Genomic DNA, 18,104 nt, shown 5'->3' with positions numbered 1-18,104 from the left:
GGGAGAAGAATGTCGTTTAAAAAGATAGTTTATATTCTATTATTTTGTTGCTTTATTTTAATAGGTTGCACCAATGGAAAGGCTTTAAATGATAGTTCAGAAGCTAGTGTAGATGATCCCTTAGTCTTAAGATTAGGTCATAATATGAATGAAGACCACCCTGTTCATACGGCATTAGACAAATTCAGAACTGAAATCCAAGATAGAAGTAATGGCAGAATACGAATAATTATCTATCCTAACGGGCAATTAGGTAGTGAGCCTTTAATGTTGGAACAAATGCAAGCTGGAGTCTTAGATATCGTCAAGGTAGCTGCACCTCAAATGTCTGATTACAGTATGGGATATGAGGCATTTGGCTTACCCTTCCTCTTTGAAAGCGAGGAACATTTTAAGACTGTGATGAATTCTGATGCTATGAAAGAATTTTTTATGGAAGAAGGCAATGGCTTTATTACCCTCACATACTTTACGGCTGGTCAACGGTCTTTTTATACCAAGGATACACCAATACTTAAACCAGAAGATTTGTCCGGGTTAAATATTCGTGTGCAAGAATTGAGTGCCCAAATGGAGATGGTTACGGCTATGGGTGGTACCCCAATTGCTATGGAGTATGGTGAAGTATATCCTTCTCTTCAATCTGGTTTGATCGATGGTACAGAGAATAATGAGATATCTTTGACAAATGGATACCATGGTGAAGTTGCCAAAGCTTATTCCTATACCCAACATGCTCGTATACCTGATGTTTTAGTAGTTAATGAGCAACTATGGGAAAGGCTAGACCTTCAAGACCAAGAAATGTTTCTAGAGGTGGCAGAAGAGATCACTGAAGAATTTTATGATTTATGGGATAAAGAAGTTGAGGAAGCTATTAATATGGCGAAAAATGAGATGGATGTAGAATTTTATGAAGATATAGATATTAAACCTTTTCAGGAAAAAACAGAACACATTATTGATTCCTATGTAGCTATGGATCCAGGAATAGAGCAGGTAGTGGATATTATACGAAATAATTAAACAGAATTATTTTGAAAGGGAGTGAATATGATGGGTTCAGCAATATTAAGTTTAAAAAGGTACGCACAAAATTTACTAGGTTATATAGCTGCGATCTTATTATCGGGAATGGCTATTTTGACAATCTATCAGGTGTTTATGAGATATGTTATGAATAATCCATCAGATTGGACCCAAGAGTTGATCAGATATGTAATGATATGGACTGGGTTTATCGGAGCAGCTTATGTTTTTGGGACCAGAGAACATATGTCCTTAACAATTTTACAAAATTATTTAAAATCAAATCAAAATAAATGGTTATCCGTTTTAATTGACTTAGTTTGCTTAATAGTAGTTTTCCTTGTCTTAGTAGTGGGTGGGTTTCAAATTTCACTTAGCGTTACTGGAGTTCGCTCACCCATACTAGCTATACCTAGATCATTAGTGTATGGAGTCGGTCCTATTTCAGGTATTTTAATTTCGATTATACAATGTGCAAATATCTACGAAGATATTGTATTAAATCAATCAAGTGGGGAGGATAATTAAATTGGATTCTCTATTACCAGCACTTGTTTTATTTGTTTCATTTTTTATATTGTTGGCTATTGGTGTGCCCATCTCAATAGGGATCATAGCTTCAACTATAATGACTGGCTTAGTTTTATTACCTTTGGAGCAAATAGTATTTATTACCGTTCAAAGAATGTATACAGGAATAGAAAGTTTCTCATTACTGGCCGTTCCATTATTTATATTAGCCGGAAATATTATGAATAACGGGGGTATAGCAAGGAGACTAGTGAATTTTTCTAATGCTTTTACGGGTAAAATACCTGGGTCATTAGTTCATACCAATGTGTTAGGAAATATGTTGTTTGGAGCTTTATCCGGATCAGCTGTTGCCGCTTCTTCAGCTATTGGGGGAACATTAAGTCCAATTCAAAAAGATGAGGGATATGATCCAGCGTTTTCAACGAGTGTTAACATTGCCTCGGCTTCTTCTGGCTTACTGATCCCACCTTCTGGTTCAATTATCGTTTACTCTGCTATTTCCGGAGGGGTATCCGTATCAGCCTTATTCCTTGCTGGCTATGTTCCTGGAATTTTAATGGGGATTATAACTATGTTGATTGCATATTTTTATGCTAAGAAGAGAAACTATAAGGTTAAACAACATATTTCAAATAAGGAGCGTTTAAGAGCTACTTTAGACGCATTGCCAAGTTTAGGGATGATTGTAGTAGTCGTAGGAGGTATTGTTTCTGGAATTTTTACAGCGACTGAAGGGGCCGGCATATCTGTATTATATTGTACTATTTTATCAATTATTTATGGTAGCTTAAATTGGGAGTCATTCAAAAATATAATTATAGATAGTGCAAGAACAAGTGGTATGGTGTTGTTATTGATTTCTGCTTCCTCTGCTATGTCATGGATAATGGCCTATTCTGGAATACCTGGTGCTATTAGTCAGGCTCTACTAGGACTAACGAATAATACTATATTGATCTATCTTATCATGATAGCTATCTTATTAATTGTAGGAACTTTTATGGATATAACTCCAGCAATCCTTATTTTTACCCCCATTTTCCTTCCTATAGCAACTAATTTGGGAATGCACCCAGTTCACTTCGGTATTGTATTAATATTAGCTATGTGTATAGGTACTATGACTCCTCCGGTAGGGTCTGTATTATTTGTAGCTTGTGGGATAAGTAAGGTATCTATTGAGAAGGTATTTAAGCCCCTACTACCTTATTTAATTGGAATGGTAGTACTATTAATACTGATGACATTTTTACCAGAACTGTCTCTATTTCTACCTAGGTTAGCAGGATTGCTGTAGTATTGTTAAAAATAATTACAATTTCCTTTTAGAGATACCTTATTGTATCTTTGAAGGGAAATTTTTTGTATATTTTTCTACTTTACATGCATACATTTAATTAACAATATTTACATATACTACACATACTCCATACAAGAAATAAACATACGCTTGATATTATAGGTCATGGTATTACATATTACCTAAAAAAGGGAAATATTTATAGGAGAAGGAGTTTTTTGATTATGAAGAAAATCGCTAAGTTCGCCATGCTTTCTGGAAGTTTGCTTCTACTAGGAGCATGTAACAATGGGTCTGGAGATTCAGCTGAGGAGAGTAGAGAAGACAAACAGCTCGTTATTTACTCTAATGCTTCCAGTGAAGGCCGTGTAAACGGCAGCTATAAAATGTAGGAAAACGGCAATTTAAAATTGTTGGTTTTCCTACATTTTTTATATACTCTTCTTATCCCTTTAGAAATGGAGGTATTGGGATGAGAAGAGATATTCGAGAAGGAGTGAAAAAATATATGATAGACGGTATTAAACCTAATTTTTCTGCTTTAGCTCAACAATTTGGGTGCGATTACCGCACGGTTAAGGCAGCCTATCATGAAGCATTGAAAGGAGAAAGCTCAACCTCTCCTCGTAAGAAACGTGGAAGCAAACTGGATCCGTTTAAAAACATGATTCACGAAAAGCTAGAAGGCCACTGTAGTGCCTATAGTATCTTCCGATTTATTGAGAAGAAAGGTTTTGATGGCAGCTATAGTTTGGTAAAAACTTACTGTCGTGAGTTAAAGAAAGAGCGAGTCAAGAAAGCGACGATCCGTGTTGAACATACGCCGGGTCTTTCTGCTCAAGTTGATTGGAAAGAAAACATACATCTTATCAGTGAACAAGGAGAAATTATTTGCTTTAATATTTTTCTCTATGTATTGCCATTTTCAAAAATGAAGTTTATAACACTGACGTTTGACCGCAAACAAGATACATTATTTCAGTGTTTAAATGAGGCTTTTAAACATACCGGTGGCGTTCCAGAAGAAATTTGGTTTGATAATATGAAAACAGTTGTCGATCAATCAAGAACTCAGTTTTCAAAAGTACAATTGAATGAACGATTCTATGCATTTAGTAAAGATGCAGGGTTTAGAACGATGGTCTGCCGTCCATTTCGCCCTCAAACAAAAGGAAGTGTGGAAGCACTTGCCCGAACAGTTGAACGATTACGTGTCTATAATCATGAATTCCATGATAGTACAGACCTTATCCACATCGTAGATATGCTTTGCCACGACCTTAATCGGGAAGTGTCTCAAGCTACAGGAGAAACACCCTATTTCCTATGGAAGGATAAAGAAAAAGAGCACCTACATGAGCTACCAGAAAACCTATTAACGCCATATTTCAATGACTCTATTTGCCGTAAAGTCACAAAGGAAGCGATGGTTCTGTTCCGCAAATGTAGGTACTCGGTAGATCCTCGTTATATTGGAAAAGAAGTTGAATTAGCCCTTTCCGATAACGAATCGCACGTGCACATCTATTATAACGGAGAACGCATCCGTTCGCACTTATTAACGGAGAAACCATTGAATTATAACTATGATGATATGGTTCAAATTCTAAAATCTGATGTCCTAAGTCATAAGGATGAAGATGATATTCAGTCCTATATTGAAAATAGTTTAAAACAGTATGACTTTTTGGAGGAGCCAACGAATGAGTAGCGCTTATCAAAAACTCTTATATAATCTAGAAGAACTCAATTTAAACCATATGCGAGAATATGTGCCCAATTATATCGATGTCGCAAACAAAAATGAAATTTCTTTAACTGAGGCTCTATTAGAACTGACAAACCAAGAACTACACTATCAAAAGAACCAAAAGATTGAACGTGTGATTAAGCGCGCTCATTTCCCCAAAAGAACTTCTTTAGAGGAGTTTGACTTTGATTTCCAACCAAGTATTAATAAAAACGAAATCATTGACCTCAAACATATGGCTTTTATGGAAAAGAAAGAAAACCTTGTATTTATTGGTAATCCAGGTGTGGGTAAGACCCACCTGGTAATTGCCTTAGGGATTGAAGCTTGCCACCAAGGCTATCGTACATTGTTTATTAGTTGTCATGAATTACTTTTACGTCTTCGTTCAGCTTTTGAAAAAGGGACAGAAGAGCGCGTATTAAAACGTTATGCACGTTATGACTTGCTTATCATTGATGAGATTGGCTACTTACCTATTCAAAAGATTGAAGCAGACTTATTCTTTCAACTAATGACGATGCGGTATGAAAAGAATTCAACTGTCATAACAACCAACATTGTGTTATCCCGTTGGGGGGAATTATTTCAGAACTCAGAGATTGCGGCAGCGATACTTGACCGTCTGGTACATCACGTGAAGGTATTCAAGATCACTGGAAAATCATACCGAATGAAATAAAAAACTACCGATTACCTACAATTGAATTGCCAAAAACCTACATTTTTATCTTGCCGAAAACCTACAATTTTAAACTGCCCTTGACAGGCCGGGATGAGTTCTTCAAGGAAAGAGCTGCTGAAGCGGGTTTTGACATTGAGTTCGTACAATTGGGCGGGCCAGACTTGACCAACCGATTACTGGCAGAAGGTCAATCTACTACTGCTGACATTGTCTTTGGTCTTAATGAATTTAGCTTCCAAGAAATTGCTGATGAAGAATTATTAGAATCTCACGCTCCAGCCTGGAAAGACGAAATTGCTGAAGACGTTCCAACTCGTGATGATGACCTTTACGCTCCAGTTGATTACGCCAGAGTTTTTGCGATTTACAACGAAGATGAAGTGGACGAAAGTGAATTGCCTACTCACTGGAATGACTTCTACAATGATCCTCAATATGAAAACAGATACTTTGTGCCAAATGCCTTAGGTGGGGCTACCAACTCGGCGGTTATGTACATTAACCTTATTGAACATAGAGATGATAGCCAAGAAATGGGCGTAACCCAGGAAGGCCTAGACAACGTTGCTCAATACTTCGAAAATGGTGTCACTATGCCAGAAGGTGGTCCTGAAACTTGGATGCCAGATTTCGTTTCAGGTGAAGTTCCATACTCCTTCACTTTTATGGGGAACGTTACCAATTTTGAACAAGAATATGATGTTAATATTGGAGTTCTTGACCTCGACCCAGGAGTTATCCAAACCACTGAACAAATTGGTATTATTAATGACGGTGAAGATAACACAGTCGAACAAGAATTTATTGACTGGTTTGGTTCAGAAGAAGTCATGGCTGCTTTTGCAGAGGAACACGGTCAAGTCCCAGTTAATGCAAATGCTTCTGATAGTGTCGATGAACGCTTAAATGAAATTATGGAAAATACCACACCAGTCGACCTAGACTATGATTGGGTTGGTGACCACCTAGACGAGTGGATTGAATACGTCGAACTAAATATCTTATAAGATAATCAATTCATTTGGAGGTGGATATACATGAGCATGATTAGTTTAGAAGATGTTCAAATTAAATACGGTGACTTTACAGCGCTCGACCATGTGAATCTTGAAATCAACAAGGGTGACTTTTTTACCTTCCTAGGTCCATCTGGATCTGGTAAAAGTACTATGTTAAGAGCGATTGTTGGCTTTATTCAACACTCATCCGGCGATATTAAAATCAGTGGGCAAGTTGTGAATGACTTGCCCGTTGAGAAACGGGGGATTGGGATGATTTTCCAAAACTATGCCCTTTTCCCAACCATGACTGCTTACGAAAATATTGCCTTTGGTTTAAAAACTGAAAAGGCAAGTAAGACTGTCATTGAGAGAAAGGTCCAAGAAATGGCTGAAATGGTTGACTTGAACCAGCAACAGTTACAAAAAAACGTATCTGAACTCTCTGGGGGACAACAACAAAGGGTAGCCATTACTCGGTCGCTTGCTAAAGAACCACAAGTCTTGGCCATGGATGAACCTTTATCTAACTTGGATGCAAAATTACGTAAAAGTTTACGTCATGAAATCAAATCCATCCAGGCTAAAACTGGCTTGACTACACTTTACGTCACCCACGACCAAGAAGAAGCCCTCACCTTATCGGATCAAATTGCTATCTTTAATAATAGAGGCGTTGAGCAAGTTGGGACACCATATGATGTTTATTACAACCCTGCAACTGAGTTTGTATGTACCTTTATTGGTGACTCTAACAAGTTGACCAAACGTTTAGTGGCTCAAATTTCACCAGATATAGCCAGCCAATACGATTCCTTCTATGTGAGAACGGAACGGATTCAGATTCTTGATGCTAATGCTGAACATGGCTTTAGTGCAGAATTACGCCATATCGATTTTTACGGTAAGTATATCGACTATATTTTCTACAGTGAAGAATATGACCTCGAGCTTGTTGTTTACCAAAAAGTCAGTTCCGAAAAACCCATGGAGGAAGGCACTCAGGTTAAGCTATATATTGATCCTAAGCACATTATGAAATTTAAGGGGGATTAATACCATGAAGGAAAACAAGTTTGATTTATATAAGATATTCAATATCTTTGCTATTGCTGTTTTAGTCTGGTTTATTTTTGCATTCCTAATTCTCCCCAACTGGGAAGTGTTGAAGAGTACTTTCTTCCCAGATGGTTCATTTACTATTGATGGTTTCTCTAGCATCATTCAAAGTGACCGGGCCATGACAGGTTTAAGGAACTCATTTATGATCGGACTTCTCTTGCCGATCACTTGTTCTATTGTCGGTATTTTACAAGTTTTGTTTATCGAATACTTTGATGTTAAAGGTTCTAAGTTTTTAACAGTTGTCTACATGATTCCGCTCGTTTTTGGTGGGTTGTTGATTAACAACGGCTACATGTTCGTCTACGGTCCTAACGGAATTGCAACTCAACTACTTAGTCAAATCAATCCAAACATAGATCCGAATTGGTTTAGCGGTTATGCAGCTGTTATCGTCGTTATGACTTTCGGTTGTACAATTAACTATATGATTTTCTTCAGAAACGCTGTTCGTTCCATCGATTACTCAACCATTGAAGCAGCCAGAAACTTGGGTGCTAGCCAATGGGAAATTCTAAAAGATGTTGTTTTACCTCAGTTACGTCCAGTGATTAATACCTGTGTGATTTTACTTTTCCAACAAGGGGTTGGAGCTTTCTCTGCTCCCCTGATTGTAGGTGGTCAAGACTATGATGCCATTATGCCCTTGATTTTGACCTTTGCTAATAGACCGAACTCACGCATGCTAGCAGCCCTCTTATCCTTGTTCTTAGGTGTCTTCCAAATCATCGTTCTTTATGTGATTCAACGTACTGAACGGAATTCTAACTTTGCTTCTGTTTCTAAAACGAAGGTCAAACAGAAAAAAATGAAGATTAACAACCCAGCAACTAATGTTTTGGCTCACATTACTGCTTATGTTTTTGCCTTAGCCCACCTTCTTCCATTTGTAACAGTTATCTTGTTCTCATTCATGGACTACCAATCAATTGCAGAAGGAACTCTATCCTTTAGTGGTTTTACCCTAGAAAACTACGGTAGAATCCTAAGTGATTCAACTGCTTACCGTCCATTTGTAACCTCGGTCATCTATTCTTTCCTCAGTGCGACTGTTGTTGCAGTTATTACCATCTATGCAGCCCGCCTCATATATAAAACAAAAAGTAAATGGGGGACCGTACTGGAATACTTACTACATATTCCATGGCTATTACCGAGTGTCCTCTTTGCCTTAGGTATGATCCTCTACTATAATCAACCTAAAACTGTTGTCTTCAATCAAGTCTTAACAGGAACAACCATGATTATGTTAATTGGCTATATTGTGGTTTCTATTCCAAACACACTACGGTTTACTAAATCGGCATTCTACACTGTTGATGATAGTTTAGAAGAGGCAGCAACTATTTTAGGTGCGAAGAAAATGTATACATTCTTCAAGGTTATTTTACCCCTTATCTTACCAACAGTACTTGCTCTCTTCGCCCTAAACTTCAACGGTAAGCTGGATGACTTCGACTTGTCAGCTTTCTTATACCACCCATTGAACCCAACTTTAGGTATTGTGATTAGAAATAACTTGTCCAGTGAGTACGCAACTGATAGTATCGCGCTGAACTTAGTCTACTCCGTTATCTTGATTATCATTAACGCTCTAGTTGTTTGGTTAGTATACTTCGGTGGTATGAGTAAGATTTCTAGCCTCTTTACTGGTATTAAAGGTAAGTTCAGATTGAAGAGCAAATCTCAAAGTGGAGCTGTGTTAATTAATGAACAAAACAGTTGATTTTCAAAACTATCGGGAACTATTAGACCGTTATTTGCAGGACAATTCCTTTTTAATAGCCAACCACCGGGGTCGCTGGGGTGGGAATGTCATTGAAAATTCTTCCCAAGCCATGCAACTGTCTAAACTTAGCGGTTGTGAAATTGCCGAGCTTGATATTGTGGCGACAGCGGATGGGGTTTACTTGCCTTTCCACCCAGGACAAGAACAGCAATTGTTTGGCGAAGACTTTGATATTCGTGACTTGACCTTCGAAGAATTAGAGACCCATAAACTGATTAATGCTTTTGGGAGTCGGACGACCCGAAGTCTTGAAAGCTTAAAAGAGCTTATCATTGATAGCCCTCAAGACCTTATCCTACAATTTGACAAGTCTTGGAACTATTGGCCAGAATTTTTAGAATTTTTAGACCAATTTGCAGATACCCACAAGAAGCGTTTTCTTCTGAAAAGTGAAGTAACCCAAGATGACTTAGACAAGTTATCTAACCACCCTGAAAAATACATGTACATGGGTATTGTCAGCACAAAAGAGGAGTTAAACTTATTAGTCCAGGCTGAGAATATTAACATTATTGGTGTCGAAATTTTGGCCTCTAGTCCAGAAGATGACTTGTACGGGGCAGACTTAATCCAGCAATTACAGGATGAAAAGGGTTGGATTAGTCAAATTAACACCATACAGGTTAATGATACCAAGGACCTCTATGCTGGCTTGGATGACCACGTCGCTCTCTTTGATTCACCAGACAAGGTTTGGGGTAAACTAACCAGTATGGGTGCTCGAATTATTCAAACTGATTGGCCTGAACAATTGTTTAGCTACCGGTCAGCCAACAATTAGGCTCTAATCTTAACAATCCAATTTCTTTTATCATTCACTATTATCTGATAGGAATAAAAGAGCCGGGGAACTGAAATAGTATGGTTATACTTCAGCTGACCTTGGTGTTGGATAAATATAAGAGGGATATCCTCAATTCTAACCAGGATCAACTTATGATAACCGATAAGTTGGTCCTGGTTTATTATCGTAAGCTGTTGGACACTCTTCCAGAATTAATTTTGTTGAGTTCTGTTTGGGAGTTATTGAGATTTTTATAGAAGAGATGATGCTATTGACTATAAACAGTATAATTGACCCTAATAAGTTTGACAGGGAGGGAAATGCTATTGATTATTACGGCAATACTGTCATAGAATACTTGGACTTGACTTTGGACGACCCAGATGTTATCCATTTGGCTAAATCAATTCAGTCAGCACTAAAAAAGCAAGACTATGCAGCCAAGTTATCTTTCCTACCCATCTCATCCTTGCACATGACCATTCTAAGCCTGATCCGGGATATTGATAGGGGGCAAGAGGTTTGGCCCTCCTATTTACCTGACCAAGCTTTTGCTCAAATTGATCCTATATTGAAAGAGAAGGTAGATCAGGTTCCATTTTCAGGTCCAATAAAAATGAAAATTGCTGAATTTTCAGCTTTTCGCTTTAGGCTAGAACCCTATGATAAAGATAGCTTTAAAAATTTATATGAATATCGCAAAGCTTTAGTAGAAGAGACTCAAGTTGATCGTAATGATTTAGATACTTACACTTTTCATATTACCTTAGCTTATACCAACCGACCTTTTAACCAGGAAGAAAAAGCTGATTTTGCAGCATTTAAAGCCAAAATGAACAAGCAAGTCCAAGACGGGGATTTAACGATAAGAGTGAGCCAGCCTGAATTTGTTATTTTTAATGATATGTTAGCCTACCATACTGATTTATCTAAGCGAGGTGATCATTATTAAGTTAATCAAAAAATTTCTCAAAGGAAAAAGACCAGACCAAAAGTTATGTGAAGATGCTATTTTTACTTCTGACCAAGCTCTAGCTGTGATCGATGGCGTCACTTCTAAATCAGATTTTACCTATCAAGGGCAGAAAACTGGGCGGATTGCGAGCCAAATTATTCTCTGCAGTTTAAAAAACTTAAAGACAATTGAATCTTTAGACCAGGTTATTGAATCTATTAACCAAGACTATGACGAGTTTTACCAGAATGTTCCTTTTTCCAAGGACAAAAGACGCTATGGTTTACAAGCTGTCATGGCTATTTACCTAAAGGCGGTTCAAAAAGTCTATATCATAGGTGATTGCCAGGTCCGGGTCAATGATAAAATATATGAGTCCCCTAAGAAGATGGATGATATCTTGGCTGACTTGCGGTCTTTCATTACAGCTGTCCGGAAAGACCAGGGTCAAGACCTATACGAAAATGGTGAAGAAGTAGCTAGGAAAGAGATCCTACCCTACATTTTAGAGACAACTCGGTTTATGAACCGGGAAGTTCCCTTTGGCTATTCCGTTTTAAATGGTGACCCAATCCCGTCTAGTCTGATTACGGAAATTGATGTAGAAGAAGGAGACCTAGTGACCCTAGCATCTGATGGCTATCCTGACTTAAAGGAAGACTTTCAAACTACGGAAGACTACCTAGAACAGGTCAATGAAAAAGACCCCCACTGTCTGCATGAAAATCCTTCGACTAAAGGGATTGACCCAGGCAATTATTCTTTTGATGACCGGTCTTATATCCAGTTTGTCGTTTAAAAATGAATCCTAGCTATGTTAGGAAAAGAGAACCCTGTACCAAACCCGGTGCAGGGTTTTTGTCATGGGGAAATGAGAAAAGTCTAGAGAAACTCGAACTTTATGCTGGCTAAAAACTTCTTGCCACGGCTTTTTCGATTTTTAAAGCAAAACATGTTTTTGGTTGGGCTTGATAAATCAACTCACCCTTGACTCCAATTTACACAAATTTTACCCAAATATGTGACTGGTTTTAACGAAAGCATGAGAAACTAAAATACTGGCAAAGAGCCAGGAATATTTAAAGAGGTGATCTTCTTGCAGGTGAAGTTCCAAAATATTGAGATGACTTTTGACGATAAAACAGTTTTGAAGGATATTAACTTTGTCATTCCAGAAGGGAAATTGGTGTCCATCCTGGGACCGTCTGGTTGCGGGAAGTCTACCACCCTTATGCTAATCTCTGGCTTGACCTTTCCTACCCAGGGGGATATCTACTTTGGGGATAAGAAGGTAACCAAACTGGATGCGGTCAAGCGTAAGGTCGGCATGGTCTTTCAAAACTATGCCCTCTACCCACACTTGACGGTTCTGGAGAATATCATGTTCCCCTTGAAGATGGCCAAGGTTTCCAAAGCTGAAAGGCAAACCCGGGCTACAGACCTGGCTAAATTAGTTCAAATTGAAGACCAGCTAGACAAGAAGCCCAAGCAATTGTCTGGGGGCCAGCAGCAGCGGGTAGCCATTGCCCGGGCCTTGGCTAAAAAGCCTTCCGTTCTCCTCATGGATGAGCCCCTTTCTAACCTGGATGCTAGGTTGCGGATTGAAATGCGGGAAGAAATCAGACGGATCCAACAAGAAACAGGGATTACGACTATCTTTGTTACCCATGACCAAGAAGAAGCCCTAAGTATTTCCGACCAGGTCATGGTTTTAAATGCTGGAGCTATCCAGCAGTACGCGAACCCGGTCGATTTGTATGCCAAACCAGCCAATAAGTTTGTGGCCCAGTTTATCGGCACCCCTGTCATAAATATCCTGGCCATAGACCAGGTTAGTCCCCGCTTTGCCGACAAGTTGGACCTGCCCATTACTGAGATTGCAGAAGTGGGTGTCCGGTCTGAAGATTTAGTCGCAACTGAATCAGATGACTACCTCTTAGAAGGTAGGGTGACTTTGGTTGAGCGAGTCGGTAAAGACACCACCGTACATATTGACAAGGACGGCCAAGGGGTCTTAGCCACCAACCTAGCCTTTCATCCAGAAGAAGGTCAAGTTCTGAGACTAGTGGCAAGCCCTGAAGCTGTCCACTGCTTCAACCGGGCGGATCAGACTTTGACGCAAGTTTCGGGGAGGGTGAGTTAAGATGCAAAAACCCACTTGGAAGTCCACTGGCAAGACCTTTTTGTACCTCCTGCCCATGTTAGTGATTATCGGCACCTTTAACCTCTACCCAATTTTCAAGTCCTTTGAAATGAGTTTTTACGCTGACTTCAACTTCTACACCCAGGAAGTGAAGGAGTACGGGATCGATCCCTTCATTGAACTCTTCCAAGACCCTCAATTTTTGTCAGCCATCCGAAACACCTTTATCTTTGTTTTGGGAGTGGTCCCCCTCTCCATCCTTATTTCCTTGGGGATTGCCATCTTGCTCAATTCCATTGATTTGCTGTCAGGCTTCTTCCGGTCCATCTACTTCCTTCCTTTTGTCACCTCGACTGTCGCTGTATCTATTGTTTGGCGCTGGCTCTACCACACCAATTACGGTCTAGTAAACTATTTTTTAGGCCTTTTGAATATTGGGCCCATTGAGTTTTTGAACAATCCAGACTATGCCCTCTTGGCCATGGTGATTATGTCGATTTGGAAGGGGCTCGGCTTCAATATTATTATTTTCCTGGTTGGTCTGAACAATATCAATGAGTCTTACTACCAGGCAGCCAAAATTGATGGGGCTGGTCCTTGGCAGCGTTTTACCAATATTACCTTGCCCTTATTGGGACCAACGACCTTCCTAGTTTCCGTTATGGGGGTCATTAACAGTTTCAAGGTTTTTGACGAGGTCTACTCCCTCTTTAACGGCCGGCCGGGACCAGCTAATTCTGCCATGACCATGGTCTTTTACATCTTCCAAAAATTCTATGAAGAAAACCAGTATGCGATTGCCTCGGCTGCAGGGATCATCTTGTTCTTGATCATCCTTGTCTTTACACTACTGCAGATGTGGGTTAACAAGCGCTATGTTCACTACTAAGAAAGGTGATGAAAATGGCAAAAGAAAAAAACAACCAGCCAGGTTAAAATTTTAAAAATAGTCGCCTATGCCATCCTTATTTTGGGAGCTATTACCATGATCTTGCCCTTCTTTTGGATGGTGTCTACTTCTTTGAAAACCCCAGCTGAAGCTGTGGCCCAACCGCCCGTTTGGCTACCAGAAAGCCTGCAATTTGAAAACTATGTCAGGGCCATGGAAGTAGCCCCCTTTGGCCGTTACTTCCTTAACTCGGTGGTCATTACCAGCCTGTCAACGGCAGGGGAACTCCTCTTTACCATCCTAGCAGCTTTTGCTTTTTCCCGGATGAACTTCTACTTTAAAAATGTCCTCTTCACTATTCTTATCGCCACCATGATGGTTCCCTTTGAGCTTTTGATGATCCCCAACTACCTCACCCTGTCCCGGATGGGTCTGATCAATACCTATGCGGCCATGATTATTCCCTTCTTGGCTTCTGTTTTTTCCGTCTTCATGCTCAAGCAAAACTTTGAAGCGGTCCCGGATGAACTCTACTATGCTGCTAAGGTTGATGGATGCAGTGACTTTAAATTCCTCTGGCAAGTTGTCGTCCCCTTGTCCAAGTCAGCCATTGTAGCGGTGACCATTTTAAAAATTATCGGCTCTTGGAACGCCTTCTTGTGGCCCTTGATCGTCACCAATGAAACAGACATAAGGCCCCTCCCAGTAGGCCTCCAAGCCTTTACTACAGAAGCTGGAACATATTATGAACTCTTGATGGCGGCTGCTACTATTGTGGTCCTGCCCATGATAGTGATCTACTTATTCCTGCAAAAATACATCATCAAAGGGATTGCCAGCACTGGCGTAAAAGGTTAGCTAACGATTGAAGCTATTCTGGCTGATTAACTAGAATTCATCGGTTAGCTTGCCAGTTGAAGGGTAGACCAATAGTCATTAAAGGAGGTGGTTGGTCCCAAAAAGCTGTTGCCCGGTTGCCTAGTCAGATGTAAAAGGTTTAAATTTTAAAAGTAGTGCTTGAGAAAAAATGACAATCAAATCCAAATGGCCTAAATTGGGAACCCTATTGTTAGCTGGTTTTGTCCTAGCAGCTTGTGGGGACAATGGTCAAGATAACCAGGAAGGTCAAGATAACCAGACCCAAGAAGAGAATGCCCCGTCAAATGGTGAAGAAGCTTCAAGTGAAGAGACTAGCGGTGAAGCATCAGACCAAGAAGGATCAGACGACCAAGCTTCAAATGGGGAGACTGTTGAAATTACCTTCTGGCATGCCATGAATGGCCCCCACCAGGAGGCTTTAACGGCCTTAACCGATGAATTTAACGCGTCCCAAGACCAATACTTTGTCAATGAGCAAAGCCAAGGGGAATATGGGGACTTGAACCAGTCCGTCACAGCAGCAGCCGTTTCCGATGAACTCCCGACCATGGCCCAGCTTACCCCAACCGATGTCCCAGAATGGGCTAGCAATGACTTGATCGTCCCCCTAACTGATGACTTCTTGACTTCCAATGGCTTGGACCAGGAAGCCATTGATGACATTTACCCTGGCTTTTTGGAAAGCGGAACATTTGACGGGGAACGTTACGCCATGCCATTTTCCAAGTCGACCCGGATTATGTTTTATAACCAAGATATCTTAGATGAATATGGGGTAGAGGTGCCAGAAACTTGGGACCAAGTATTAGACTTAGCAGACCAAATGATTGAAGCTGGAGACGATGCCTACGCCATGGGATTTGAAAACAGCTTTGAAATGGAGTGGGAAACCATGGCCCGGCAAAACGGGTCGGACTTTGTTGACCCAGACTCTGGTACTGTTGACTTGAATGGCCCTGAAGCGGTTGAAGCCTTAGAATTGATCCAAGGCATGTTAGAAGATGGCCAGGCTCGAACAGCTGGTGAAGACGGCTTTATGTCAGGACCTTTCGGCAACGGTGCCTCAGCCCTTTACATCGGATCTTCTGCAGGGACCACCCACGTCGCCCCTGCTGCGGAAGGGATTAATTGGTCAACTGCTCCAATTCCAACCTTCAATGACACCGAATTAACCTTTTTTGCTGGTAACGACTTGGGCTTGTTTAGCTCAGCTTCTGAGGAAGAGCAAGCAGGCTTCGTTGCTTATCTTTCCTTCCTCCTGGAACCTGAAAATGCAGCTCAATGGGCTATTGATACTGGTTATGTTCCAGTCCGAGAAGAAGCCATCAACTCAGACCTTTACCAAAATTACCTGGAAGAAAACCCAGAATACGAAGCACCAACCCAGATGCTCAGCTACGGTATGTCTTCCCCGACCTTTGAAGGTTATGGCGAGTTTCGCAACAACATGGTTACTGCCATGGAAGAAGTTTCGGTCAACGGGGTGGCACCACAAGATGCTCTAGACAGCTTGCAAGAGCAAACCGAACAAATTTTGAACTAACACGACCAGGCTAGGAAAGAGGCGGCTGGCCAGTCGTCTCTTTCAGTACATAATGAAGAATGGGTCTGTTCATGCTTGATTGACTAGTCAAATCTAAAGCAACGACCCAAGAAAACGAAACAAGGAGTGGCAAAATGAGTCAAGAGTTTATTATCCACAGTGGGATCGATACCATTGGGGGCAATATTTTGGAGATCAATACCGACCGGGTTCGGTTTTTTATGGACTTTGGCCTGAGTGCGGGCCAGCCTGCCGACGACCGGCCGGACTGGTCTGACCTAGAGCGGGAAATCAACCAGCAGGCCCTGCCCAAACTCCATCATGTCTTTGAAGTCAACCAACTGGAGCACTCTCCAAACATCCAACCCTTTCAAGCAGACCGGGACAAGCCCTTGCTTATAGCCATTTCCCACCTGCATATCGACCATATGGGGGCTTTGAAATTTCTTCCGGCTTCTGCCCGAATCTACCTATCCCGGGACTCCTACCGCCTGCTTCAAACTTTAGTGGAAGTGGGAGAGGAAGAAGGAATTTCAGCCCAAGTTATCCCGCTTGATCCAGGGGAGCTTGTGACCCTGGACGATGACCTCCACTTGCAATTGTTCCCAGTTGACCATGATGTGGTAGGGGCTTCTGCTGTATTTATCCAGGCTTCCGGCTTTAAGGTTCTCCACTCCGGTGACCTCCGCCGATCTGGCTACCAGCCAGACTTGACCGACCAGATGGTGGACTTGGCCCGTGAGTTTCAGCCGGACCTGCTTTTGATGGAAGGAACAGCTTTTAGCTTTGACGAGGATAAGGAAGGCTTTGACTCAGAAGCAGTCATGTTAAAAGCCTTTGACCAAGCCTTAAACCAGGATGATTTCTTGGTCATCAACCCCTATCCTCGCAATGTTGACCGCTTGCGCCAGTTAAACCAAGTGGCCACCCAGGCTAACCGGCAAATTGTCTGGGAAGAGCCTTATGCCAAGCTTATCGCAGCTTTTTTCCCGGAAGAGAGTTTGCTGGTTTTGCCTGAAGACGGAACGGCAAGATCTGGGACAGTTTTTTGGGATAATATCAAGGCCGAGCCCAACCAGTATGTCCTGCAAAACAGTTTTGCCCATTTATCACGACTGGAAGACTTGTCTTTGCCTGGGACCTACCTCCACTTAAATGGTGAACCCCTTGGGGACTTTGACAGCCACTTTGACCAGCTTCAGACTTTTTTACAGGACAAGGGCTTCAGCTTTCAAAATTTTGGGGTGAGCGGTCATGCCACTAAGGCGGACTTGTTGGGAATTGCCCAGGCTATCGGGGCTAAAAAGACTCTTGCTTGGCACACTTTTGAACCTGACAAGTTCCGCCAGGCTTTAGAGGGTGAAGGACTGGACACTTTCCAAGTTGAGCCCGGGGAAGTTTTTACCGCAGAAGATTTCTTGTAAATTCATGACGTTTCTGGTCCTTTTTGGGCCAAAACAAGGTATAATATGAACAAATAAGGAGGTTGACAGCCATGGACCGGTTAATTGAATTAGAGGAAGCTAGGGATGCAGCGGTTGACGTTTTAGACCAGATTGACTCAGCTGCTGATACCTTGGGCAAGGCTAAGTTTTGGGGCAATTAGGATATGTTTGGCGGCGACTTTATGGTCTCCTGGGTTAAGCGGCAAAGAATCAAAGTGGCCAATGAGGAGATTACAGATATTATGCAGTTGACCATTTG

Annotated in this window: 17 protein-coding genes; all 17 read left to right on the top strand. The window is 41.1% G+C overall.

From position 1 onward, the window contains the following. The first annotated feature begins 9 nt into the window (after positions 1 to 9). A complete protein-coding gene (locus HMPREF9698_RS03050; RefSeq protein WP_003777199.1) occupies positions 10 to 1,026 on the top strand; it encodes a TRAP transporter substrate-binding protein in 1,017 nt (338 codons plus the stop codon). Between the two features lie 27 nt (positions 1,027 to 1,053). Further along, a complete protein-coding gene (locus HMPREF9698_RS03045) occupies positions 1,054 to 1,557 on the top strand; it encodes a TRAP transporter small permease (RefSeq protein ID WP_218914946.1) in 504 nt (167 codons plus the stop codon). A 1-nt stretch (position 1,558) separates the two neighbouring features. Continuing rightward, a complete protein-coding gene (locus HMPREF9698_RS03040; RefSeq protein ID WP_003777193.1) occupies positions 1,559 to 2,860 on the top strand; it encodes a TRAP transporter large permease in 1,302 nt (433 codons plus the stop codon). A 227-nt stretch (positions 2,861 to 3,087) separates the two neighbouring features. Further along, positions 3,088 to 3,255, top strand: coding sequence for a hypothetical protein (locus HMPREF9698_RS08770; protein WP_003777191.1), 168 nt, complete (start codon positions 3,088 to 3,090; stop codon positions 3,253 to 3,255). A gap of 80 nt (positions 3,256 to 3,335) precedes the next feature. Next, complete coding sequence (istA, locus tag HMPREF9698_RS03035) at positions 3,336 to 4,574, top strand: IS21 family transposase (protein ID WP_003776440.1); 1,239 nt, start codon at positions 3,336 to 3,338, stop codon at positions 4,572 to 4,574. Beyond that, positions 4,567 to 5,295 carry an IS21-like element helper ATPase IstB gene (gene istB / locus HMPREF9698_RS03030; RefSeq protein ID WP_003776438.1) on the top strand — a complete coding sequence of 243 codons (729 nt, stop codon included), beginning with the start codon at positions 4,567 to 4,569 and terminating at the stop codon, positions 5,293 to 5,295. Before istA ends, istB begins: the two co-directional genes overlap by 8 nt. Positions 5,296 to 5,321: 26 nt before the next feature. After that, positions 5,322 to 6,305 carry an extracellular solute-binding protein gene (locus HMPREF9698_RS03025; RefSeq protein WP_003777189.1) on the top strand — a complete coding sequence of 328 codons (984 nt, stop codon included), beginning with the start codon at positions 5,322 to 5,324 and terminating at the stop codon, positions 6,303 to 6,305. 36 nt (positions 6,306 to 6,341) lie between these two features. Beyond that, positions 6,342 to 7,352: an ABC transporter ATP-binding protein gene (locus tag HMPREF9698_RS03020; protein ID WP_040292503.1), complete on the top strand. Its 1,011-nt coding sequence runs from the start codon at positions 6,342 to 6,344 to the stop codon at positions 7,350 to 7,352. Between the two features lie 4 nt (positions 7,353 to 7,356). Then, a complete protein-coding gene (locus HMPREF9698_RS03015) occupies positions 7,357 to 9,144 on the top strand; it encodes an ABC transporter permease (RefSeq protein WP_003777185.1) in 1,788 nt (595 codons plus the stop codon). Beyond that, entirely contained in the window at positions 9,128 to 9,988 is an 861-nt protein-coding gene (locus tag HMPREF9698_RS03010) for a glycerophosphodiester phosphodiesterase family protein (RefSeq protein ID WP_003777182.1), read from the top strand. Before HMPREF9698_RS03015 ends, HMPREF9698_RS03010 begins: the two co-directional genes overlap by 17 nt. A 235-nt stretch (positions 9,989 to 10,223) precedes the next feature. After that, the gene (locus tag HMPREF9698_RS03000; protein ID WP_003777180.1) at positions 10,224 to 10,943 is read left to right on the top strand and encodes a DUF1868 domain-containing protein; all 720 of its coding nucleotides are present in this window, start codon (positions 10,224 to 10,226) and stop codon (positions 10,941 to 10,943) included. Further along, entirely contained in the window at positions 10,930 to 11,745 is an 816-nt protein-coding gene (locus HMPREF9698_RS02995; RefSeq protein WP_003777178.1) for a hypothetical protein, read from the top strand. The genes HMPREF9698_RS03000 and HMPREF9698_RS02995 overlap by 14 nt, the downstream gene beginning before the upstream one ends. A 324-nt stretch (positions 11,746 to 12,069) precedes the next feature. Then, on the top strand, positions 12,070 to 13,089 hold the full coding sequence (locus tag HMPREF9698_RS02990) for an ABC transporter ATP-binding protein (RefSeq protein ID WP_374189086.1): 1,020 nt from the start codon (positions 12,070 to 12,072) through the stop codon (positions 13,087 to 13,089). Position 13,090: 1 nt separating this feature from the next. After that, complete coding sequence (locus tag HMPREF9698_RS02985; RefSeq protein ID WP_003777174.1) at positions 13,091 to 13,978, top strand: carbohydrate ABC transporter permease; 888 nt, start codon at positions 13,091 to 13,093, stop codon at positions 13,976 to 13,978. Positions 13,979 to 14,074: 96 nt separating this feature from the next. Continuing rightward, positions 14,075 to 14,836 carry a carbohydrate ABC transporter permease gene (locus HMPREF9698_RS02980; protein ID WP_003777172.1) on the top strand — a complete coding sequence of 254 codons (762 nt, stop codon included), beginning with the start codon at positions 14,075 to 14,077 and terminating at the stop codon, positions 14,834 to 14,836. A 169-nt stretch (positions 14,837 to 15,005) separates the two neighbouring features. After that, positions 15,006 to 16,400 (top strand): ABC transporter substrate-binding protein, encoded by a 1,395-nt coding sequence (locus HMPREF9698_RS02975; protein WP_003777170.1) that lies wholly within the window; start codon positions 15,006 to 15,008, stop codon positions 16,398 to 16,400. Between the two features lie 134 nt (positions 16,401 to 16,534). Further along, positions 16,535 to 17,824 (top strand): MBL fold metallo-hydrolase, encoded by a 1,290-nt coding sequence (locus tag HMPREF9698_RS02970; RefSeq protein ID WP_003777167.1) that lies wholly within the window; start codon positions 16,535 to 16,537, stop codon positions 17,822 to 17,824. The last annotated feature ends 280 nt before the right edge of the window (positions 17,825 to 18,104 follow it).

Origin of the sequence: Alloiococcus otitis ATCC 51267 (assembly GCF_000315445.1) — a bacterium.
GTDB lineage: Bacteria > Bacillota > Bacilli > Lactobacillales > Carnobacteriaceae_A > Alloiococcus > Alloiococcus otitis.
Note: the sequence above shows the minus strand (reverse complement) of the source record. Positions and strands in the feature narration are given on the sequence as shown.